Genomic DNA, 23,251 nt, shown 5'->3' with positions numbered 1-23,251 from the left:
TTTTTTTTACATTTATCTATACGAGAGAAAAAGGATGGATAGTTTTAAGTTGTATTTACTTGATAATTAGTGTTTTGTTTGTTTTGTACTTAGGGAGGTGAAATGTTGGCCTGCTGGTAAGATCGCAATAAAAAAGCTGATCCGTTTATTTTTAACTATACTTGTATATGAAGAAAGTTAATAGTATTGTTATTTTTTGTGCTTCCAGTTTAGGGAATTCGGCCGTGTATGAAGAGCAAGCCTCCTATGTGGGAAAGGTTTTGGCTGAATATGGTATCCGTTTGGTTTATGGTGGTGGAAGGGTCGGCCTAATGGGGGCTGTTGCGAATGGAGCTCTTGCGCACGGAGGTGAAGTAATAGGTGTGATTCCCGATTTTTTGAATTCGAAAGAAAGAGAGCACACGGGCGTAACAAAACTGATTACTGTTGATACCATGCATGATCGTAAACGAATTATGAATGATTATGCCGAAGGGGTAATCGCACTGCCGGGCGGTTTTGGTACCTTGGAAGAACTTTTTGAAATGATTACATGGGCTCAATTGGGTTTACATAAAAAGCCAGTTGGTTTATTAAATATCAATGGATTTTATAATCATCTAATTCAATTTATTGATCACATGGTCGAAGAGGGGCTTCTTAAGCAGGAAAATAGAGCAATGTTATTGGTCGCTGATACGATTGAAGAGCTGATCGAGAAGATGCAACAGTATGAAGCACCACTGGTTCCAAAATGGATTGAGAAGGATGAAATTTAGGACTTCAATAAATTCTTATGTCATCTTAATCCCGCTCTTATTTCTGACTAATAGCATTCTTATCGCTTTTTAATTTCGATTTAGAGATTTGTAACAGAATTTCTTATTCCTCCATATGTTACAATCTCGGGGTTTTTTAGCCTGTATTTTCATCGTTTCTCCGTTTGGGCTTATTGCTCAAACAGTATCTCAGGATACCATGAAATCGTTCAGAATTGACGAAGTCGAAATTAGTTCGAAGTATTACAAAAGATATAATCCGAAACAACTGTCGGAAGCATTGCGGCTAGAAGCCTCATTGTTAAATATACCACAGCATATTCAAGTGGTGAACAGCGAGATTTTTAGGGATCAAGTGGTACTCAACCTCAATGAAAGTGCTACCCGAAACAGCAGTGGTACATTTCGGGAGGAACTGCATAATGGTATATCTCCAGATATCTATTCCCGTGGCGGCTATATCAGCGCGCAGCGTAATGGCGTTGATATGCGTCCATTGGGAAAAGGGCCTAAGTATCATTTTTTTCAATGATTAATTTTTGAACAACATTTTAGAAGAAATGAACAACAATGAATTGGACTAGAGGTGATATCTTTGTTATGGCTAGATGTTAGAGTTGTTTGATCAGCATAAATACAGCGCTGATCTTCGATTCGGGGGAATCCCTTATATTTTAACCGGCTTTGGGATTCCCCTAATTTAAGCGTGGATAGGAGATATTCTTCTCCCTACACAAAAGGCCCGATCATCCGATCGGGCCTCTTTTTATTTCGTAATTAATGTAATTTACAATCGATTTGCTCGGGCAGTGATTTCCGCAATGTCCACACTTCAATCTCAGATTCTTTTTCTTTTGTTTTCACGCCATCTTTTAACATCGTCATACAGAGAAAGGACATGCTGCAACGACAACTTGAGGTTGTGCATCGATGCTCCTCGATACGTTCGATGTTAATGTCTTTTGCTCCGGACTCTGGTTCTTTGAACATTTGTCCGCCCCCAGCACCACAGCAAAGTTCATTGCTCTTACAACTTATAGGCTTAATGGCAAGGAAAAGGCAGACAGAATTATAAATCTATTGTAATGAGCGATCGAATGACCACTTATGAGATAAAGCAGGTGCTATCTAACGCGACGAGAAAGGTGCTTTTAGGTTTGTTACTTAGTTGAATGGCTGGAAATAAATATCATTTTTTTTCAATGGTTAATTTTTGAACAACATTTTAGAAGAAATGAACAACAATGAATTGAACTAGAGGTGATACCTTTGTTATGGCTAGATGTTAGAGTTGTTTGATCAGCATAAATACAGCGCTGATCTTCGATTCGGGGGAATCCCCTATATTTAACCGGCTTTGGGATTCCCCTAATTTAAGCGTGAACAGGAGATATTCTTCTCCCTACACAAAAGGCCCGATCATACGATCGGGCCTCTTTTATTTCGTAATTAATGTAATTTACAATTGATTTGCTCGGGCAGTTATTTCGGCAATGTCCAACACCTCAATCTCTGATTCTTTTTCTTTTATTTTTACGCCATCTTTTAACATCGTCATACAGAAAGGACATGCTGCAGCGACAACGTGTGGCTTTGCATCGATGACTTCTTCGATACGTTCGATGTTAATGTCTTTTGCTCCAGGCTCAGGTTCTTTGAACATTTGTCCGCCCCCAGCACCGCAGCAAAGTCCATTGCTCTTACAACGTTTCAGTTCGATCAGCTGGGCATCCAAGCTTTCCAATACTTTTCTCGGTGCCTCATAGACCTCATTTGCACGACCAAGATAACAGGGATCATGATACGTTATCTTCTTTCCTTTGAATACGTTGTTATCCGCTGGTTTTAATTTTCCTTCATCGATCAGGTTTTGGATCAATTGTGTATGATGAATGACCTCATAGTTGCCACCTAGGGATGGATACTCATTTTTCAATGTATTGAAACAGTGTGGGCAAGCCGTTACTATTTTCTTGATTTCATAGCCATTGAGTACTTCGATGTTCATCATGGCCTGCATTTGAAATAGAAATTCGTTTCCACTTCTTTTGGCAGGATCACCCGTACAACTCTCTTCTGTACCTAAGATGGCATATTTTAAACCAACATGTTGTAATATTCTGCAGATATCGCGCGTAATTTTCTGTGCACGTTCGTCAAAACTCCCTGCACAACCTACCCAAAATAGTATATCAGGAGTTTCTCCTTTGGCCAACAGTTCAGCAACTGTGGGAACTTTTAATTCATTTTCCATCATAAAACTATTGTTGTTGAGTCCAATTGGCGCGGTCCAATTGCGCATATTTCCATGGGGCACCATTGTTCTCAATATTTCCAAACATATTGTTAATACTCGCAGGAGCTTGTGATTCTTCCATAACAGCAAAGCGACGAAGTTCAATAATAATATCCAGTGGATTAATATTGACTGGGCATTGTTCTACACATGCATTACAGCTTGTACAGGCCCATAACTCTTCTCGACTGATATACGTGTCAATTAAAGATTTTCCGTCATCCTGAAAGCTTCCATTTGTTTTGATATTCGTACCGACTTCAGTGAGGCGATCCCGTGTATCCATCATAATTTTTCGTGGAGACAGCAGCTTTCCCGTTATATTTGCGGGGCAAGAAGATGTACAACGTCCACATTCAGTACAGGTGTATGCATCCAATAGGCTCTTCCAGGTTAAATCCTGAACATCTTTGGCTCCAAAACGTGCATTTGCATCTGCTGGAGGTGGGATGAAACTCGGATCAAGCATTGCCTTAACCTCATTGGTCACAGCTGGCATATTGGATAGTTTGCCTTTTGCGTTCAGATTAGAAAAATAGGTGTTCGGAAAAGCCAAAATAATATGAAGATGCTTAGAATAGGGGAGGTAGTTCAAGAAGGCAAGTACACCTAGGATATGAAACCACCAACAAGACCGCTCTATTAAAAATAAGGCCTCCGTCGAAGTTGGAAGGTATGGAAGAAGATGGTGGCTTACTGGAAAGGAACCTACCGATTTAAAATGTGCGAAGCCATAGAGCTGCAATTTAAGATCAGAAGCGTTCATCAGCAGGAAAGCCGACATTAAAAGAATCTCTGTGATTAAAATAATATTTGCATCCGTCTTGGGCCAATGTTTCAATTCTACACTATTTAAGCGAGCTACTCTAGCGATATTTCTCCGAATTAAAAAGATGACACAGGATACCAGTACACCTAGAGCGAGCCATTCAAATGCCCCAATTAGGAAATTATAAAAACTCCCTAAAAATGAAAAGATACGATGTGTACCAAAAAGACCGTCTATGACAATCTCCAACATCTCAATATTGATGATGACAAATCCGAGGTATACAAATAAATGTAGGACTGCGGGGAAAATTCGCTTGAACATTTTCTTTTGTCCAAAGGCGACGAGGAGCATCATTTTCCAACGCTCTGGGGATCTATCCGAACGATCTGCCGGTCTACCCAGCTTGATATTACGATAAATCTGTTGTGCATTTTTGCTAAAAAGGAACAATGCCACAGCGAAACAAACCACAAATATTAGTTGACCTATCATATGCCTGGATCTTGGTTATAAACAAATATACTATATTATTTTGTTATGCTAACATAGTAAAAATAAATCAAAAATAGAGACCTAAGGTGATAATTTATTGGAAATTTCTAATGGTAAGTATAGGTTGTAAAGAAAAACGTCCAAGAAGAAATTATTCTTCTTGGACGTTTTCTCTAGTTATATCTGAGTAGACTATAGCTCAACATCAGAAAATGTCTGTTCTAATATTTTACGCATTGTTTTTTGAATTCGTTCTTTTCCTGCTTCGGTATTTACATCAATACCACAAAAGGTACTTCCGGTAGATTTTGCCTGAAGGCTCAAATAATAAATTGAACTGACTAAGATTGCCAATGTTGCTCTAAGGTCGTTTTCGGAGTTTTCGAATTTTGAATCGACATGCTTAAATAGTTCTTCGCCGAGCAATTCTCTTCTGTCGGCTATATTTTTAAGCGCTTTTGTCTTTTCGCCCAGTCCCCAATGAATGACTTTTTGCTTCGTCTTATCCTTCAAAAAGGTGTTAAATTGAGAATTAAGCAATTCTTCTATCAAGGAAACGCTGATGGAACCGGGATTTGTGATCATTTGTTCCAATACGCCCTTATCTCCGATTTGCCAAAAATCTTTTTGTGTCAGATAAGCTTCCACCAGTTGATCGAGACCGCCAAAATAATTCCATATTAATGCTTTGTTCAGTCCACATTCCAAAGCAATATTAGGGCCATTCAATGCATGGTATCCTTTTTTCTGAATTACCTTTCCGACAGCAGCGATCATTCGCGCCTTGGTGCGTTCCTTGTCGCGTATAGGACCGGAAGTTACCTTTCTTTCTTTTTTAGGGTTATCCTCAATTACTTTCTTTTTCATGCGAATAAAATCATTTTAACGACGAAGCTTTCCTGAGTACCTTACATTCGTCAGTTAATGAACAAATTTGGGACCATGAAGTTTTCATTAGGGTAGATATGTTTGTTTTCCGAACCAATATCTACAATTTAGCTGGTAAATGCAAGAAAATCAAGCAGCAGATTTTTATTTACACTATAATTTGACTGATTCGATAAGCTTTTGAGTTTACCTTATTCTTTTGGCTGTAGAACTGGAGCGTATTTGGTGCTGTCGGCGGTGTACGCTGATTGCGATTCACTTACCTTTGGGAAAATAGATAGGCAATAAAAAAGGGATTATCTATATCGATAATCCCTTTTTTATTGCCTTGTATGCTAGCTTATTTTCTTGCTGGAGCAGCAGCAGGAGCAGCTGTAGCTGAAATACCTAATTTTGTTTTTACAGCAGCAGTTAAATCTTCTCCACCTTGGAAATAAGGAATATTTGTGCTTGAAATATCAAATACATAAGCCATACCTTTTTCTTTAGATACAACATTGACAGCATCGCCAACTTTTCTATGTATAGGTGCAATTAATTCTTCTTCTTTTTTGTTCAAGTCTTCTTGAGCAGCTTGTTGTGCTGTTTGAATACGAGCCTGAATATCTTGTAATTCTTGACCTATTTTGTTGATTTCTGGATCAACAGTTTCTTTATTTGCTTCACTTCTGTTACGCAATTTATCGTTTGCTTCTTTTTGTTTTGTTTGATAAATGGTAACCATATCTTGAATTTCTTTGGTTTTACCATCACTCAATGTCTTCAATTGCCCTTCAGCTGCTTTAAATTCAGATGTAGACTGAATAATTTCAGCAAAATTGATATGACCAATCTTTTGTTGCGCATTTGCGAATTGAGTTGAGAAAAATACTGCCACTAAAGCAACCGCACCCTTTAATAAATTTTTCATGCTTTTCATTTTAATCTAATGAGCCATCTTTATGGCAATCTTTTAGTTTTCTAATTAATTACTACTATTATTATTTGTGTCCACAATGATAATAAACTCCCGCTTAGTTTGCAAGACTCGGATTAGGTTTATATCCTAATTTTGTAATGACATCATTACTTTTATTCAATTTTGGATTGGCATAGAGAAAAGTAGACTCATTGCCCTTGTCCATAATAAAATCAATTCCCTGCGCAGAAGCAACATCTTGGATAGCTTTTGCTACACGATCTTGAATAGGCTTCATCAATTGAGTACGTCTTTTAAAAAGGTCACCTTCAAATCCAAACTTTTGTTTCTGATAGTCTTTTACTTCTTTTTCTCTTGTCACGATTTCATCCTCACGGCGACGACGCATATCTTCATTTAATAAAACCTGGTCCTTTTGATAAGCCTGATATAGTTTTTCAATCTCAGCATATTTCTGATCCACTTCTTCCTGCCATTGCTTAGATAGGTCATCTAACTGTTTCTGTGCAGTCGTATATTCAGGAATATGTTTTAGGATATATTCTGAATCAGCATATGCAAGTTGTTGGGCAAATGTCGCTGTAGCACTCACGACTACAAAAGCTATAACTAACAATATTTTTTTCATATTTCCTGTAAGTTTTTATAGACTATACTTTTTATTATTTAACACTAATTTACCTTATGACTTCGGATAATCCCAAAAGTTTAATTCAAGAAAACCGCTCTACGTAAATTTACGGCTCAAAAATAAGAAAAAAGAAGCAATCTAATAGATATTTCTCGGGTTTAACACTATTTAACTTGTTGACGAATGCTCCAATGCTAGTTCCCTGAGTGCTGCCTATGGCCTCTTTTTTTCGATGATCATAACCGCACTCAATATAAGAAAATTTATAAGATATTTCGGGTGATTTCGCATTGAATCAGATCAGGTGGAAATGAAAGAAAATACATGATTTACTGGAAAACAATCTTAAAACAAAAAAGCTATCTACAATTTCTTGCGATAGCTTTTTATTTTATTTCGATATGATTGGATCAACAAAGATTAGAATCCACCCATATTTTGCATGATACTAAATGTAAAGTTTTGTTTCCATGTACTGCTTGGTAAGCCCGGGATAGGGTCGAATGCATGGCCGTAATCTATTCCTAGCATACCGAAGATAGGTAAGAAGATACGGGCACCAACACCTGCAGAACGACGTACTTTAAATGGATTGTATTCTGTGAACTTGTTCCAGGTATTTGCCGCTTCAGCGAAAGCCAATACGTACACTGTTGCCTGATCATTTAACATAACCGGGTGACGTAATTCCATTTGATATTTTGTATAGATTGGACTACCTGAATTTCGTGCCACATTCACATTTTGTGTTCCTTCAGGAATGATTACACCATTTGCATAACCACGTAATGCGACAATTTCAGATCCTTGTAGGTAATCAAACCCTTGCATACCATCCCCTCCAACTTTGAAACGCTCGAAAGTCGATATTTCAGTTTTGTTGGAGTATTTACCCAAGAAACCAAATTGAGCTTGTGCTTTGAAAACAAGTTTACCAACGATTTTTGCGTACCATTGCGAGTCAAATTTCCATTTGTGGTATTCTGTCCAACGGTAACGTTCCTGAGCCGAACCATTTTTATAATCAATGTTGTTGAACAATGAATATGGAGGCGTCAATTGCACCGAGAATTTGATGTTTGAACCTGAAGTAGGATAGATAGGAGCATCGATCGAATTACGGCTAAACTCTTGCGTCAAGTTGATGTTATAGGCTGTACCATTATCAAATAGGAAGTAATTTCCATAGTTCTGAAGCTTATAACGTTGGAATGACAAGGATGTATTTGCCTGGAACCAGTTGTCTGGCCATTGTAAGCGTTTACCTAATGTTGCGGTAATACCAGTCATCCAAATACGGTTCAACTCGGAATCCTTAACAATTTGCTCGCCAGTATAGTAGTTAAATCCACCATATGATGAACTCGAGGTATAGGCGCTCAAACCAAAATAAATTGGTTTTTTACCACCCAACCAAGGCTCGGAGAAAGAGAAACTATACGATTGATAACGTTTACCCGAAGTTTGACCACGGACACTCAACTTCTGTCCATCTCCACGTGGTAGCGGTTTCCAGGAACTTTTGTCAAAGAAATTGCTGGTAGAGAAGTTGTTAAATGTTAAACCCAAGGTTCCGATGATCTGACCGGCACCATAACCACCCGAAAGCTCGACCTGATCCGAAGGTTTTTCAGTAACATTATAAACAATGTCCACTGTACCATCCGCATAATTTAAATTTGTCGGTACTGGGTTTGTTTTTTGTTCATCAAAATTTCCCAACTGCGCAATTTCACGCACACTGCGCATAATTTGTTCTTTTGAGAATTTTTGACCAGGTTTTGTATAAATAGAACGTAATACAACACGGTCGTTGGTTACATCATTACCTTTAACAATAACGTTATTGATGGTATATTGAGCACCTTCATATACACGTAAATTCAAATCGATTGTATCGTTGTAAATACGCGTTTGTTCAGGGTCTACTGAGAACGTAAGATAACCATCGTTCATATAGATTGAAGAGATGTCATCACTATTTTTTGTAGGACCCATCAATTTTGCTGTTAATTTTTCTTCCGAAAAAACATCACCACGTTTGATACCTAAAATTTTATTCAGTAAGGTGTCCGAATATTTAGCATTACCTGTCCAAACAATATTACCTACATAATATTTAGGACCTTCATAGATGTCAAAGTTAACCAACACATTTTTTTCACCCTCGCGAATAACCGTATCTTTCAAGAGCGTCGCATCACGATAGCCTTTGGCGGCCATTTTCTTGATTAGGTTTTCTTTACCTTCTTTGTATTTTTCTTCCTTGAATTTTCCAGGACCGAAAATACGGTACCACATTTTTTGCTTGATTGGCTTGGCCATTTTTCTCAACTCTTGCTGAGAAAAATGTTCATTCCCTGTAAAAGTCATTTTTTTGACTCTTACCTTATGTTTCTTATCCACATCGGCAATAAGTATTTCATTATTAGCCTGTGCTGAGTCTTTCACCGTTTTTAGGGTGATCTCCGGATATAAAAAAGCTTTTTCTTTTAAGAACCGTTGGATTGTAGCACGTGTGGTGTTCATCAAGTTTTCGTTGACAATCTTACCGGTGTTGCTATTTAAACGTTTGCGAACTTCTTCGGTCTGGCTTTTACTTAGACCATTGATATCAATACGAGTTAAACGAGGACGTTCTACTACACGGATGGTCAAAAATATATTTTCACCTTCAATTTTATCTGCCCATAATTCGACATCATCAAAGAGGCCTTGAGCCATCATATCCTTCACTACTTTTGCAGTCGCCTCACTTGGAACTTCCAAATATTGACCTACTGACAATTTAGAGATCGTAATTAATACATTTTTATCTAAAAATTGTGTTCCAGTTATATCAATAGCACTAATTACATAGTTTTTAGGATTGAGATAGCTGATTTTTTCTGGGTCATTTAAATTAAACGCACCTTTGTCTTGTCCGTAGACAAGCTGCATTGATGAGAGGCCAAAAAATAGTATTACGGGTAGTATACGCTTCATTTATCTATAATTATTGGCGCTAAAGTACACCAATCGTTTGTTAATTTTTGTTAATTAAGAAAATTTAACCAGCTTGCTTTTTTTCAAATCAGTGGTCAAATTTAATAAAATCTTTATAACTGTTCACTTGTTTTTCCAAACCTTCTTTCGCGTTGCTGATAATCGACGATGGATTTAAATAAATCTTCTTTCGTAAACTCAGGCCACATCTTATCTAGGAAGCATAATTCTGAATAGGCAATTTGCCAAAGTAGGAAGTTGCTTATTCTCAATTCTCCGCTGGTACGTATCAGGAGGTCAGGATCGGGTAGGTTTTGTGTATAAAGATTTGCAGCGAATAACTCATCGTTAATTTCGTCTGCATTGAGTTTTCCGTCTTTTACTTGTTGGGCTAGATTTCGAGCGGCGTCCACAATTTCTTGTCGGGAGCTGTAGCTCAAAGCTAATGTCAATGTACAGTGTGTATTTTCTTTCGTTGCTTCAATGGTCTCCTGCAGCTTTCTTTGTGCATTTGAGGGTAATTTGGTGATATCACCAATGACATTCAAGCGGACGCCATTCTCCTGAAAAGTTTTGATTTCTTTTTTAAGGGAACTAACCAATAGTTCCATCAGTGCCATCACTTCAAGTTTAGGTCTATTCCAGTTTTCTGCAGAAAAAGCATAAAGTGTCAGAAATTTAATATTGGCTTTTACACATCCTTCTAATGCTTCTCGTACTGCTTTTACACCATTTTGATGCCCAAATACACGAAGTTTCCCCTTCTGTTTTGCCCAACGGCCATTGCCATCCATGATGATGGCTATATGCTGTGGCAATTTAATAGTATCTATCTGATCTAAAAAACTCATTTTTGCTGTTTTCAATAAAATTAACACCTTAGCCATAAATGCTATTTTGGCGTTTTAAAACCTATTTTTGGTTTCCTGTATTGCTATCAATGATTATTGTTTGTTTAACGTACTTTTCATTGATTAATTATTGCACCTGGATTTCTATTATGGATATTCTTATTCCGTCTTCCTTTATTTCTTCCAAATATCGATTTTTAATTGGAAATTCAGAAGTACAATATGTAGAAAGATTGTTTGAAACATCTTCATCTAGCAGATTATCTCCTTTCCTTCATGCAAAGCGAGGCTGTGCGAAGCTATTGATAGCCTAATAGTTTCTGACATCGATGCCCCAAAGTAATTTTTCACGCAGCGTGCTGAAAAAGCTTTCATGGGGGAGTCTAATGAGATTAATAGTAAATGGAGCCTGTTTAATAGTTAATTTTACAGATGTATCAATGGACTCGTTTTTGGAATCACAGCTAAGGATGTATTGATTGCTTCGACTCTCTATTTCCAATTCAAGGGTAAACTGATTCGAGATGACAATGGGTCTCACATTGAGGTTGTGCGGAGAGATGGGGGTAATGACAAAATTGCCACTTTCCGGCATAATAATAGGTCCGCCGCAACTCAATGAATAGGCTGTGGATCCGGTAGGTGTAGCGATAATTAGTCCATCAGCCCAGTATGAATTCAGTAGTTCGCCATTGATGCGTGCATTGACGGTAATCATGGCCGAGCTGTCATACCGAAATACGGTAATATCATTGAGCGCATAGTGATTGCCTTGAAACAAATTAACCTGTTCAGATTCAACAGAGAGCAATACGCGCTTCTGTATCGTAAAACGCTGGTTCAGTATATCGTCGATGGCATCCTCAAAATCATTTTTATTGATGGAAGCTAAAAAACCGAGGCGTCCAAAGTTTATCCCTGCAATTGGAATTCCAGAGTCTTTAATCAGGGAAACAGCAGATAACATGGTTCCATCTCCGCCCAGACTTAACATAATGTCAATATGGTCTTTGATTTCTTGATATGTATTGTATGTTGAGAAGTTAAAGGCGCATTCAAATTGTGATATCAGAAATTCATGAAATGGATCATAGACCCAGATCTCAATATTTTTATCGACAAGATATTCAAATAAGTGTTTCACATGTGGTATAACAGAGGGTTGAAACTCTCTTCCATATATTGCGATTCTCATATTGTTTTCAATTTATGGGGCAAAGATGAGAAAAAACTAATCCTAATCAAATGTTAATATAATTCATAAGCTGCTGATAACGGTCGGCAGTGTCGTCAAATGCAGCTATGGTATTATGGGTTTCAAGAATTAAATAGTTGTGTCTTAGGAATGAATTCAGTAATGCATTGATGTTTGACTTGTCAACTTTAATGGTAACTTCAATGTTGTCACTTTCCAAATTTATTTTGGTCGCACAATTGAGGATTCTGCAATTGTCACTTTCAACAAGGTGCGCAATCTGTGAAAGTGAAAAATCATGTAGGCCAATTGCCAAAACAATAATAGCCCCAGATTCATTTTGCGATTGAATTGAACTTATTGCCTTTAATATATCTAATTGTGTTGACACACCAATATATTTGTTGTCTTGATCTAAAACAGGAATGATTGTACTATTATACACAGTTATCATCACCAATGCATCGTAGGGGTGTTGATTGAACTTCAGCTGTATGGGGGCTGTATTTATTTTTATGGAAGAAAGGGGAGCATCTTCATCTTCCGCATCCAATAAGATGGTTTCATTAACCAGGCCAATATACTCATCTCCATTTAAAACGACTAATTCTTTACAAAGCATATCCTGAAGCTTTTCGAGCGCCTGTTGTATTGAATCAGCATTTTGGATGCTGAAATCTGCGTTTGAAAGAAATTGACCTATTAGCATATCCAAACTTAATAAAAAAACTATGTGAAAAGAAATTTTACGGGGTGAGATTTCTACCTAATTCTTTGAGCTGCTGTAGCGCTTCAGACACGATCTATAAGGAACACATTACATAATTGCAAATAAGTACAATTTTAAAGTTTAAAATTGTACTTTTATTACCATTCTGTTATTATTTTTGTCAGCGAATTGAGAAAGGCTTGAATAGGGCCCATGGTAAAGATATAGTATTTCTAATCGGAAAAATAGGATTGATGATCACAAGCGAGAATAAGAAATTTATTGATATACGTGAAGTTATTCACAAAAAGAATGCGGGGCTTGCTAAATGGATTCCGTCTTTTTTACTAAATTATTTAAAAAGGACAATTCATGAAGATGAGATAAACGATATTATGACGCGCTTTGCGGATCTTCAGGGCCTGGATTTTGTCGATGCCTTGATCAATGATCTGGATGTCAAGGTCAATTTGTATGGCGCAGAAAATATTCCGGTATCTGATCCTGTGATTTTTGCGTCTAATCATCCTTTGGGTGGATTGGATGGTATCGCATTCATGCATGCTATTGGCAAGTACAGACGTGATGTGAAATTTTTGGTTAACGATATCCTTCTCAATATAGGCAATTTGAGACCTTTGTTTGTCGGAGTAAACAAGCTTGGCGGGCAGGGGAAGCAAGCTATTTCCGCTATTGAAGAGGCTTATGGTGCCGATGACGCGCTACTGGTATTTCCTGCAGGTTTGGTTTCCAGAAAACAAAACGATGGCCGTATAGAAGACCTAGAATGGAAGAAAAGTTTTATTAGCAAAGCAAAAAAATATAAAAAAGATATCATTCCGGTCTTGATAGACGGTAAAAACTCTAAGTTTTTTTATAATTTTGCAAGGCTTAGACAGAAATTAGGTCTTAAGGTAAACATTGAAATGTTATATTTACCTGATGAAATGTTTGCCCAACGCGGACATACCGTCAATATTATAGTAGGAAAAAGAATCCCTTATACAGCGTTTGATCAATCAAAAAACGAAAAAACTTGGGCTGAGGAAGTGAAAAGAAGGGTTTATGGATTGGCTCAAGAAAAATAGAATTTATGCAAGAAATTATACCTCCAGTTGATAGAGAATTATTGAAGACCGAATTGAATAAAGAGGTCTTTTTAAGATATACCAACAATGGAAATAACGAGATATATTTAATCAACTATCATAATTCGCCAAATGTCATGCGGGAAATTGGGCGTTTGCGGGAGTTGACTTTTCGTGGAGCAGGCGGAGGTACAGGACTTTCAATTGATATCGATGAAAATGATACATGCGAAGATTGTTACGATCAGCTGATCGCATGGAATCCCGAAGATGAAGAAGTGGTTGCCGGCTACCGTGTCATCAAATGTGCTGACGCTGGAGAGGTAAACGGTGTGCCCAATTTATCAACAGCACATTATTTTCAGTTTTCCGATTTGTTCTCAAAAGAATATTTACCCTATACCATAGAATTGGGGCGCTCTTTTGTTCAACCGAAGTATCAACCCGCAATAGACAATCGAAAAGGAATTTTTTCACTGGATAATCTATGGGATGGCTTAGGAGCCTTGGTAATGCTTAATCCGGAAATTAGATACCTCTTTGGTAAGGTGACCATGTATCCGCATTACAATAAAGATGCCCGAGATATGCTGCTTTATTTTATGGATTATTATTTCCCGGACCATGATAACTTGGTGCTTCCTCTTCCGGAGTTAGAAATAAAGAACGATTACGATCGTTTTATTGGTATTTTTGACGGATTAGATTATAAGGAAGGGTATAAGGTGCTAAACAGTCATGTAAGGGCATTGGGAGAGAATATCCCGCCGTTGATCAATACCTATATGAACCTGTCGCCTACCATGAAATCTTTTGGTACAGCGCGTAATAATGAATTTGGTACAGTGGAGGAAAAAGGTATTTTAATTGTAATCGATGATGTGTATCCGGTGAAGAAGGAACGTCATATGAATACGTTTGAGCGGGATCGTGAATACGGTCACAGAAAGCCCAAACGCGGATAATAAACTAAAAGGGGGATTCAATTTTTGAATCCCCCTTTATTTTGTGAGTACAGCGACCTTGATTAGGCCGGTTTTATACAGGTATAAAGAGCAAAGGCTAAAATAGCGCCCAAGATAGGTCCTAGGATTGGAATCCAGGCATAAGACCAGTCGGAGCTTCCTTTTCCTTTGATCGGCCACAGGGCATGAAATAAGCGCGGTCCAAAATCCCGGGCAGGATTGATGGCATATCCCGTAGTTCCACCTAGCGAGAGGCCGATGGCCCACACTAGAAATGCAACGGGGATAGCACCAAGAGAGCCCATGCCAATAGGAGCTGTTTTTCCGTCGATGGTAACATCTTGACCTGTTATAAAGAAAATAACAAAAATCAAAACAAAGGTTCCAATAATTTCACTTGCCAGATTTGTTGACGTATTTCGAATGTTGGGTATCGTAGCGAATACACCAAGTTTGGTGGTTGGGTCTGCTGTTGCATCGAAATGGTCTTTGTGCATGATGTAGGTTAACATGGCGCCACAGAAACCACCGGCAATTTGTGCGAGAATATAGCCGGGTACTTCCATCCAAGGGAGGCCATGATTAAGAGCGACGGCAATGGTTACCGCAGGATTTAGATGGGCTCCGGTATAGGGGCCGGCAAATACAACACCTACATAGACTGCAAGTGCCCATGCGGTGGTGATTACAATCCATCCTCCATTTTCTCCCTTTGTTCCTTTTAAGATAACGTTGGCCACAACCCCGTTGCCTAAAAGAAGGAGAAGGGTTGTGCCGATAAATTCTGCTAAATAATGGTTCATGCTTGTTGGTTAGTTTTCGGTCCAGTACTGTAATGCTTTGACCCCCTTGGTCCAGAGCTTAATGATCTTTTTTGTTTGCTCTTCTTGCTCTGCTTCAGGTTCAAATATACGATCCTGTGCCCAAAACTTTGATATCTCATCCTCATTTTTCCAGAATCCCACGGCCAGTCCTGCGAGGTATGCTGCCCCCAACGCTGTAGTTTCTGTAATTTTAGGGCGTACAACCTTGCTGTTAAGTACATTGGCCTGAATCTGCATGAGTAGATTATTTGCTGTTGCACCGCCGTCTACACGTAGTTCTTTGATCGGTATGCCACTATCAGCTTCCATTGCTTGCAGTACATCACGTGTCTGGAGGGAGATTGCCTCTAGTGAGGCACGTGCTATATGCCCATTGGTTGTTGCACGCGTCAGGCCAAATAGCGTCCCTTGTGCACGAGCATTCCAGTACGGCGCTCCCAGTCCAGCAAAGGTAGGGATGAATGTGACACCGCCATTATCTTTTTCTGTAAGAGCTAATTGCTCTACGTCCGCCGATTTGTAGATGATGTTGAGATTGTCGCGTAGCCATTGGACCAATGCGCCACCGATAAAGATGCTTCCCTCCAAGGCATATTCTGTTTTCCCGTTAATTTTCCAGGCAACAGTTGTTAAAAGATTGTTCTTTGAACGGATTGGTTTATCACCGATGTTCATTAACATAAAACATCCGGTGCCGTACGTGTTTTTGACCATTCCCTTTTCAATACATTGCTGTCCGAAAAGTGCTGCCTGCTGGTCGCCGGCAATTCCAGCTATCTTGACTTTATGTGCAAAAATGGTTGTCCGGGATTCCCCATATACTGCACTGCTTTCTTTTACTTCGGGCAGCATGGCAGCGGGGATGTCAAATAATTCTAATAGCTCTTTGTCCCATTCCATGCTATGGATGTTAAAGAGTAGGGTGCGGGAAGCGTTTGTTACATCCGTGATGTGAGCGTCGCCACGAGTGAGGTTCCAGACGAGCCAAGTATCTATGGTTCCACAGATTAATTCCCCGTTTTGTGCTTTTTCCCGGGCACCCGCCACGTTATCCAGAATCCATTTTATTTTGGTTGCAGAAAAATAAGGATCTAATATCAGGCCTGTTTTTTCCTGGATCAGCTCATGTTTTCCGGAGTTACGTAACTCGTCGCAATAATCTGCTGTGCGTTTATCTTGCCATACAATGGCATTGTAGATGGGTTTTCCTGTTTCTTTGTCCCAAACAACCACAGTTTCGCGTTGATTGGTAATACCAATGGCGGCAATATTTTTGCCGTTTAATCCTGCCTTTGTAGTTGCTTCTGCTGTGACACCTGCCTGCGTTGACCAGATTTCATGTGGATCATGTTCGACCCATCCCGGCTGTGGGAATATTTGTGTAAATTCCTTCTGGGCAATGGAGACTATATTTCTGTCCTTATCAAAAATTATAGCTCTGGAGCTGGTGGTGCCTTGATCCATTGCCAAGATGTATTGTTGTTCCATAATTGAGTAATTGAGTATTGCTGGTTATTTTTTGTATTACTTTAAGATATAATTTTTTGCAACTTTTTGAAAATGCGCTATTTGATCATTTTGCCAGTCTTGATCTTTTTCCAGCTCCTGTGCGAGTATTTTTGCGACTTCAGGAGCAGCTTCAATTGCAGCTTTTGCATCAAGAAATAGTATCCGTACCCGACGGGATAGGACATCTTCCACAGTCCTGGAAAGTTCATTGCGTGCTGCCCAAACAACTTCAGCCTTTTTGAATTCAAGATGTGTTATTAATTTTTCGTTCCATTCGGGATTTTCCTGAGCCAATGCGTTGATAGCTTCTTGGTCGGCGCCATAAATATACATATGATTGCTTCTGTCTGATGTCGGAATGGCGCTATAAATCTTTTGAGTGGCAGACCGACTTTCTTTTTGTGGTAAACAACCAATTTTTATCGCTTTGTCGATGGTATCTTGGCCCATTCGACGGAATGTTGTCCACTTTCCGCCAGTTAAAGTAAGTAATTTGGAGTCGCTGACGATAACCTTGTGGCTTCGTGAAATCTCTTTGGTTTTGTTGGAGTTACCTGTAGGGGCTGCCAGTGGACGGAGACCGGCGAATACTGCCAATGCATCTGCTCTTGTTGGTTGTTTTGTCAGGTAGCGTCCCGCAGTTTTTAGAATAAAATCGATCTCCTGCTCCAAAGCTACCGGTTCAAGGCTATGTTCGTCTATCGGTGTATCTGTTGTTCCCACAATGACTCGATTGTGCCATGGTACCAGGAAAAGGACCCGTCCATCATCCGTTTTTGGAATCATAATGGCATCGTCGCCTGGGAGAAAGGACTTGTCAAATACAAGGTGAACCCCTTGGCTGGGGCGTACCATTTGTTTTGCTTCCGGTCTGTCCATTTTTAGGATGTCATCGACAAATATTCCTGTAGCATTGATAACAGCCTTCCCTTGTATGGTGAAAACTTCACCCGTTTCGGTATCATTAGCGATGACACCATTTATTCGTCCATCGCTGTCTTTGGTGAGATTATTGACTCTTACGTAATTTAGCGCGACGCCGCCCATTTGAATACAGGTTTGCGCAACGTTGAGCGCAAGTCTTGAGTCGTCAAATTGTCCGTCTTGATAAACCACGCCACCATATAACCCTTTAGGTCGCACAGTGCTTATGCGGTTAAGGGTTTCTTCTTTGTTGATATGAATGGATTTTCCCAAACTTAATTTACCTGCCAGCAGGTCATATATTTTCATTCCAATGGTATAGAATGGGCCGTCGAACCAGCTGTAGTTGGGGATGATAAAGGATTGATTTTTGACAAGATGGGGAGCATTTTTTTGAAGTAGACCTCTTTCGTGAAGTGCTTCTTTAACCAGGGAGATGTCGCCCTGAGCCAAGTAGCGTACACCACCGTGAACAAGCTTCGTTGCTTTGCTTGAAGTGCCTTTTGCAAAATCAACCTGCTCCAGCAAAATTGTTTTGAATCCTCGGCTTAAGGCATCTAATGCAACACCTAATCCGCTGGCACCGCCACCTATGACGATAACATCCCATGCGCTCGTCTCTCTTATTTTTTCTATCAGTTTTGACCTTTTGAATTCTTGGTGTTTCATTTTGTTTCGTTTTGGCCTGTTGTGGTGAATCTTCTATATGGGTATTTCAACTTCTTTTATACTAAGTTATGCTATATTTGTTGAATTTTAAAGGAAATTAAATAATATTTATGTTAAGGTAAGGTGTTTGTTTTTGTTTTGTTTTGTTTTTATTTCAGCAAAAGGAAGTCTTTCTGGTTTTTACCAGTGACAGGATATGGCGTATAAACAGTTGTTTTTTTACTTCTCCCCAAAGGAGTTGTCTTTAATAATGACTGCATTCTGATCGCCTAAGCTGATGTGTTTACGACTTAATCGCGTTTTTATGAATCCGCTGAAATGTGGTCCATTGTGATCTTGGGTGTTTTTTTTCATGGTCAATAGCTATATAATGTTTAACCATTATGTGCTGCTTATGTTTTGGTTTGGGAAAATGATTTTGTAATTTTAGATCACTATTTAATTTATTTATGATGAGAAATATAAGATTATTACTGTGTGGAGCTATCGTGTTTTTTGGGACGGTACTCGTACAGTCCAAAGCGTTCTCACAGCAGATTGCTACAGCTCAGGATGTTTCAAAGCCTTACAATCCAGACGCTAATGCACAAAGTGATATTGATCAACTATTGGTTCAGGCAAAGAAAGAAAAGAAAAATATCATCATCCAGGCTGGTGGGAATTGGTGTGTTTGGTGTTTAAGGTTTAATGATTATATCCATAAAACGGCAAGTGTCGACAAGTTGTTAAAGAGTCATTTCCTCTATTATCACCTCAATTATTCAAAAGAGAATAAAAATGAGGCTGTGTTTCAAAAGTATGCTCCTGAAGGGAATAAACTAGGTTATCCATTTTTTATTGTTTTGGATAGAAATGGAAAAACATTGCATGTACAGGAGAGTGGCAGCCTGGAAAAAGGGAAGGGCTATGATGAAGAAAAAGTGCTTAATTTCTTTAAAGCTTGGGTCGCAAAATAAAAATTACCGACTATCATATTGCTATTCTGCACTAAATTAACAGTAGTGCGTAAATAAAACAAAAGCTCCTTTTAAGGGGCTTTTGTTTTGATGTAATAAATTGGAAGATCGGATAAGGGTTTACTCCCGTAAAATTTAGCATTTCTTTGTACAGCAAGTCGGGAAAGATTGGTGATCAGCATACTAAATTATCTGAATTTCCGCATAGGCTTAATCGGAATTAATAGGTGTTTTATACGCATTCATCCGAATGAGGTCCCTATGAAGTCCCTGTTAGGTACGGATAAAGTCCGTGTTATCTTTAAACTTAATTCAAGAATTACCTTTGTTGTTTCCAGTGATGGATGTCGGGTTGTGTCTATGACTTTGGTTTTCGAATTTGATTTAATCCAGATTTTCAGTTATAGGATAGGCTGAAAATAAAAAGGTCTCGTTCCTAAGATCGAGACCTTTTTATATGGGCTTAAAACCATTCTTTTTCTACAAGGATATTTTAATCCCGCAGTTAAAAAGGGTCTTGCTGCTGTAGAATATCTTATTGATAGCCTAATAATTTCATGACTTGTTTGGAGTTTTGCTCCTCACCAAACACCTCGTAGTTGAATGTTTCATCTCTATTGCGGCGAACAAGCACATGTTTAGGTGAAGGAAGTAAGCAGTGGTGGATTCCTCCATATCCGCTTAATACATCTTGATATGCTCCTGTATGAAAGAAGCCCAAGTACTGCACCTTACGGGTCTTCGGCATAAATACCGAGTTCATGTGCGCCTCCTGATTGTAGTAATCCTGTCCATCGCATGTGATTCCACCTAAATTGACGCGTTCATATTCTGAATCCCAGTTATTGATCGGCAATAGAATATATTTTTGGTTCAATGCCCATACATCCGGTAAATTTGTAATGAATGAACCGTCAATCATAAACCAACGTTCGCGATCGTTTTGTTGCTTGCGTCCCAAAACTTTATAGAGAATACCTGATGCTTCAGCAACAGTATATTTGCCAAATTCAGTAATAATATCTGGTTCCATTACCTCATGGTGCGCACAGATTTGTTTTATACGATTGACAATCTCATTGACCATATACTCGTAATCAAAGTCGTGTACCAGTGAATCCTTAAATGGCATCCCACCACCGATATCTAGGGTATCTAAATCCGGGTTTACTTTCTTGAATTTACAATATAAAGTAACGTATTTCTCTAATTCGTTCCAGTAATACGGGGTGTCCGAGATGCCTGAATTAATGAAAAAGTGAAGTAACTTTACTTTAAAGTTTGGATTGTCGGCGATCTTGTTGTTATAGAATTCAACAACGTCTTCTTGGCGAATTCCCAGGCGAGATGTATAGAACTGAGAATCTGGTTGTTCTTCAGAAGCAACGCGGATCCCTAAAGCACAGGGCTCATCCAGTTCGATTTCATCATCGTAAAGGTTAAACTCCTCTTTGTTATCCAATACAGGTATAATGTTGGTGTATCCATCATGGATCATGTCAATAATATACTGTTTGTACTGATAGGTTTTGAATCCATTACAGATGACTGTAATGTCTTTTGTTACTGTTCCCTGTCTTTCCAATGAATCAATCATCGGCATGTCAAATGCAGATGAAGTTTCTAAGTGGATATCATTCTTCAAGGCTTCCTCTACGATGTGCTTGAAATGGGATGATTTGGTACAATAACAATATTTGTAAGATCCACGATAATTATGTTTCAGAATTGCGGTCTGAAAGAGGATTTTCGCTTGCTGAATTTTTTTGCTGACGATAGGCAAATAGGTAAAACGTAACGGTGTACCGTACGTTTCTATCATTTCCATTAAATTCAAATCGTGGAAATACAATTCGTCGTCGATGATTTCGAATCCGTCTTGCGGAAAACCAACACTTAAGTCAAGAAATTCCTGATAGCTCTGCATTTTTTATTATTTTTGCAAAGATATACTTTAATGGTGAATACCTAAATAAGGAATGTTATTTATTTCCGATTCACTATCAGGAAGTTGTAAAAATTACAAAATCATTAAATGGCAAATTCTATTCAAAAGCGACTTGTTGAAGTCACTGTACAGGCAGTAAAAGAGCTTTACAATGCAGATATTTTAGAAAATCAAATTGCTTTACAAGCTACCCGAAAGGAGTTTGAAGGACAAATTACAATCGTAACTTTTCCCGTAACGCGCTTTTCGAAATCTTCTCCGGAACAAACCGGAAAGGAAATTGGTGCATATTTGCAACAGCATATCGCTGAAATATCGGATTTCAATGTGATAAAAGGCTTTTTGAATATTGTTCTTTCCGATGCTTACTGGATCACGTTGTTGAATCAGACCATAACGGCGAAGGACTTTGGTATATTTCCTGCGAATGGAAAGAAACTGATGGTTGAATACTCTTCGCCAAATACCAATAAACCCCTGCACTTAGGGCATATTCGTAATAATTTATTAGGATATTCTGTTGCGGAAATCCTAAAAGCTTATGGTTATGATGTGATCAAAGCAAATTTGGTGAACGATCGTGGTATCCATATTTGTAAGTCCATGTTGGCTTGGCAAAAATTTGGTAACGGTGAGACACCCGAGTCTACTGGACTTAAAGGAGACCACCTTGTCGGAAAATATTACGTTGTCTTTGACAAAGCATATAAACAGGAAATCGAGGCATTGAAGGCTGAAGGGCAGACCGAAGATGAGGCAAAGAAAAATGCACCTTTGATGAAGGAAGCACAGGCGATGTTGCAACAATGGGAAGCTGGTAATGAAGAGGTGATCTCACTTTGGAAAACCATGAACAGCTGGGTGTACGCTGGTTTTGAAAAGACCTATAAACAATTAGGCGTCGATTTCGATAAATACTATTATGAATCCAATACGTACTTGTTGGGTAAAGATATTATCCAGGAAGGTTTAGATAAAGGGGTTTTCTTTAAAAAAGAGGATAACTCCGTATGGATTGATCTAACTGCAGAGGGACTGGATCAGAAGCTTGTGCTTCGTGGCGACGGTACTTCTGTCTATATTACACAAGATTTGGGGACAGCACAGTTGAAATATGATGAATTCAAAATGAATGATTCTATTTATGTTGTCGGTAACGAACAGGATTACCATTTCAAGGTATTGTTCTTAATCTTAAAAAAACTTGGTAAAGCTTGGGCTGACGGATTGTTCCATTTATCGTATGGGATGGTCGATCTTCCTTCAGGAAAAATGAAATCACGGGAGGGAACAGTTGTTGATGCGGATGATTTAATGGCTGAAATGCTTAAAACCGCACAGGAACGTACTGAGGAGCTTGGCAAGACTGAAGGATTGGACGAGGAATCAAAAGCCGTTCTTTACGATACGATTGGAATGGGCGCACTTAAATATTTTCTATTGAAAGTGGATCCTAAAAAACGCCTCTTGTTTGATCCAAATGAGTCTGTCGATTTTCAAGGTCATACCGGACCCTTTATTCAATACACACATGCCCGTATCAAATCTGTTTTGAGTAAAGCTGAATTCGATTTTGATAGTGCTGTGTCTGTACCGGCGACGATTTCCTCTTACGAACGTGACTTAATTCAACAGCTAGGTGCATTTCCGGAGATTATTGAAGCTTCTGCGCAAGAGTTCAGTCCTGCACAATTGGCAAATTATATCTATGAGGTAGCTAAGTTTTATAATAAATTCTATCATGAAGAAACCATCTTGAAAGCGGAAGATCATGATGTGAAAAACTTTAGATTGCACCTTTCGGCTTCTGCGGCAAAGGTTATTGCCAAAGGGATGAACTTATTGGGTATTCGTGTACCTGAAAGAATGTAA

Annotated in this window: 21 protein-coding genes; 6 read left to right on the top strand and 15 right to left on the bottom strand. The window is 38.7% G+C overall.

Going from position 1 to position 23,251, the window contains the following annotated elements; genetic code table 11:
• Positions 1-167 precede the first annotated feature (167 nt).
• Both GVK91_RS12325 and GVK91_RS12320 read left to right on the top strand, forming a co-directional pair.
• Positions 168-758, top strand: a complete 591-nt coding sequence (locus GVK91_RS12325) for a TIGR00730 family Rossman fold protein (protein WP_153846135.1) — start codon at positions 168-170, stop codon at positions 756-758.
• A 115-nt stretch (positions 759-873) separates the two neighbouring features.
• Positions 874-1,290 (top strand): hypothetical protein, encoded by a 417-nt coding sequence (locus GVK91_RS12320; protein WP_153846136.1) that lies wholly within the window; start codon positions 874-876, stop codon positions 1,288-1,290.
• Between the two features lie 245 nt (positions 1,291-1,535).
• Here GVK91_RS12320 and GVK91_RS12315 read toward each other — a convergent pair whose 3' ends face one another.
• The 10 genes from GVK91_RS12315 to GVK91_RS12270 form a co-directional block, all read right to left on the bottom strand.
• Positions 1,536-1,748: a hypothetical protein gene (locus GVK91_RS12315; RefSeq protein WP_227550183.1), complete on the bottom strand. Its 213-nt coding sequence runs from the start codon at positions 1,746-1,748 to the stop codon at positions 1,536-1,538.
• 469 nt (positions 1,749-2,217) lie between these two features.
• Entirely contained in the window at positions 2,218-3,012 is a 795-nt protein-coding gene (locus tag GVK91_RS12310) for a (Fe-S)-binding protein (protein ID WP_153846190.1), read from the bottom strand.
• 7 nt (positions 3,013-3,019) lie between these two features.
• Positions 3,020-4,318 carry a 4Fe-4S dicluster domain-containing protein gene (locus GVK91_RS12305; RefSeq protein ID WP_159729047.1) on the bottom strand — a complete coding sequence of 433 codons (1,299 nt, stop codon included), beginning with the start codon at positions 4,316-4,318 and terminating at the stop codon, positions 3,020-3,022.
• Positions 4,319-4,510: 192 nt separating this feature from the next.
• The gene (locus GVK91_RS12300) at positions 4,511-5,185 is read right to left on the bottom strand and encodes a TetR/AcrR family transcriptional regulator (RefSeq protein WP_153846138.1); all 675 of its coding nucleotides are present in this window, start codon (positions 5,183-5,185) and stop codon (positions 4,511-4,513) included.
• A 361-nt stretch (positions 5,186-5,546) separates the two neighbouring features.
• Positions 5,547-6,116 carry an OmpH family outer membrane protein gene (locus GVK91_RS12295; protein WP_153846139.1) on the bottom strand — a complete coding sequence of 190 codons (570 nt, stop codon included), beginning with the start codon at positions 6,114-6,116 and terminating at the stop codon, positions 5,547-5,549.
• Positions 6,117-6,219: 103 nt separating this feature from the next.
• The gene (locus tag GVK91_RS12290) at positions 6,220-6,753 is read right to left on the bottom strand and encodes an OmpH family outer membrane protein (protein WP_046671928.1); all 534 of its coding nucleotides are present in this window, start codon (positions 6,751-6,753) and stop codon (positions 6,220-6,222) included.
• Positions 6,754-7,176: 423 nt separating this feature from the next.
• The gene (gene bamA / locus GVK91_RS12285; protein WP_153846141.1) at positions 7,177-9,741 is read right to left on the bottom strand and encodes an outer membrane protein assembly factor BamA; all 2,565 of its coding nucleotides are present in this window, start codon (positions 9,739-9,741) and stop codon (positions 7,177-7,179) included.
• Positions 9,742-9,854: 113 nt separating this feature from the next.
• Positions 9,855-10,592 carry an isoprenyl transferase gene (locus GVK91_RS12280; RefSeq protein ID WP_153846191.1) on the bottom strand — a complete coding sequence of 246 codons (738 nt, stop codon included), beginning with the start codon at positions 10,590-10,592 and terminating at the stop codon, positions 9,855-9,857.
• A 310-nt stretch (positions 10,593-10,902) separates the two neighbouring features.
• Positions 10,903-11,787 carry an NAD kinase gene (locus GVK91_RS12275; RefSeq protein WP_153846142.1) on the bottom strand — a complete coding sequence of 295 codons (885 nt, stop codon included), beginning with the start codon at positions 11,785-11,787 and terminating at the stop codon, positions 10,903-10,905.
• Between the two features lie 46 nt (positions 11,788-11,833).
• The gene (locus tag GVK91_RS12270) at positions 11,834-12,496 is read right to left on the bottom strand and encodes a CBS domain-containing protein (protein ID WP_153846143.1); all 663 of its coding nucleotides are present in this window, start codon (positions 12,494-12,496) and stop codon (positions 11,834-11,836) included.
• Positions 12,497-12,750: 254 nt separating this feature from the next.
• On the opposite strand from GVK91_RS12270, the gene GVK91_RS12265 reads away from it, so the two are divergent.
• Positions 12,751-13,584, top strand: coding sequence for a 1-acyl-sn-glycerol-3-phosphate acyltransferase (locus GVK91_RS12265; RefSeq protein WP_153846144.1), 834 nt, complete (start codon positions 12,751-12,753; stop codon positions 13,582-13,584).
• A gap of 5 nt (positions 13,585-13,589) precedes the next feature.
• On the top strand, positions 13,590-14,549 hold the full coding sequence (locus GVK91_RS12260; RefSeq protein ID WP_153846145.1) for a GNAT family N-acetyltransferase: 960 nt from the start codon (positions 13,590-13,592) through the stop codon (positions 14,547-14,549).
• Positions 14,550-14,611: 62 nt separating this feature from the next.
• Here GVK91_RS12260 and GVK91_RS12255 read toward each other — a convergent pair whose 3' ends face one another.
• From GVK91_RS12255 to GVK91_RS27630, 4 genes are all read right to left on the bottom strand, one after another.
• Positions 14,612-15,352 carry an MIP/aquaporin family protein gene (locus tag GVK91_RS12255; protein ID WP_115047842.1) on the bottom strand — a complete coding sequence of 247 codons (741 nt, stop codon included), beginning with the start codon at positions 15,350-15,352 and terminating at the stop codon, positions 14,612-14,614.
• A 9-nt stretch (positions 15,353-15,361) separates the two neighbouring features.
• Positions 15,362-16,861 (bottom strand): glycerol kinase GlpK, encoded by a 1,500-nt coding sequence (glpK, locus tag GVK91_RS12250; protein ID WP_153846146.1) that lies wholly within the window; start codon positions 16,859-16,861, stop codon positions 15,362-15,364.
• Between the two features lie 36 nt (positions 16,862-16,897).
• Positions 16,898-18,475, bottom strand: coding sequence for a glycerol-3-phosphate dehydrogenase/oxidase (locus tag GVK91_RS12245; protein ID WP_159729045.1), 1,578 nt, complete (start codon positions 18,473-18,475; stop codon positions 16,898-16,900).
• 219 nt (positions 18,476-18,694) lie between these two features.
• Positions 18,695-18,829 carry a hypothetical protein gene (locus GVK91_RS27630; protein ID WP_262886202.1) on the bottom strand — a complete coding sequence of 45 codons (135 nt, stop codon included), beginning with the start codon at positions 18,827-18,829 and terminating at the stop codon, positions 18,695-18,697.
• Positions 18,830-18,924: 95 nt separating this feature from the next.
• On the opposite strand from GVK91_RS27630, the gene GVK91_RS12240 reads away from it, so the two are divergent.
• Positions 18,925-19,431, top strand: coding sequence for a thioredoxin family protein (locus GVK91_RS12240; protein WP_227550184.1), 507 nt, complete (start codon positions 18,925-18,927; stop codon positions 19,429-19,431).
• A 535-nt stretch (positions 19,432-19,966) separates the two neighbouring features.
• Here the strand turns inward: GVK91_RS12240 and GVK91_RS12235 are convergent.
• The gene (locus GVK91_RS12235; RefSeq protein ID WP_153846148.1) at positions 19,967-21,358 is read right to left on the bottom strand and encodes an arginine decarboxylase; all 1,392 of its coding nucleotides are present in this window, start codon (positions 21,356-21,358) and stop codon (positions 19,967-19,969) included.
• Between the two features lie 108 nt (positions 21,359-21,466).
• Between GVK91_RS12235 and argS the strand changes: the two genes are divergently transcribed.
• The gene (argS, locus tag GVK91_RS12230) at positions 21,467-23,251 is read left to right on the top strand and encodes an arginine--tRNA ligase (protein WP_159729043.1); all 1,785 of its coding nucleotides are present in this window, start codon (positions 21,467-21,469) and stop codon (positions 23,249-23,251) included.

Source organism: Sphingobacterium sp. 18053 (assembly GCF_902706145.1).
GTDB lineage: Bacteria > Bacteroidota > Bacteroidia > Sphingobacteriales > Sphingobacteriaceae > Sphingobacterium > Sphingobacterium paramultivorum.
Note: the sequence above shows the minus strand (reverse complement) of the source record. Positions and strands in the feature narration are given on the sequence as shown.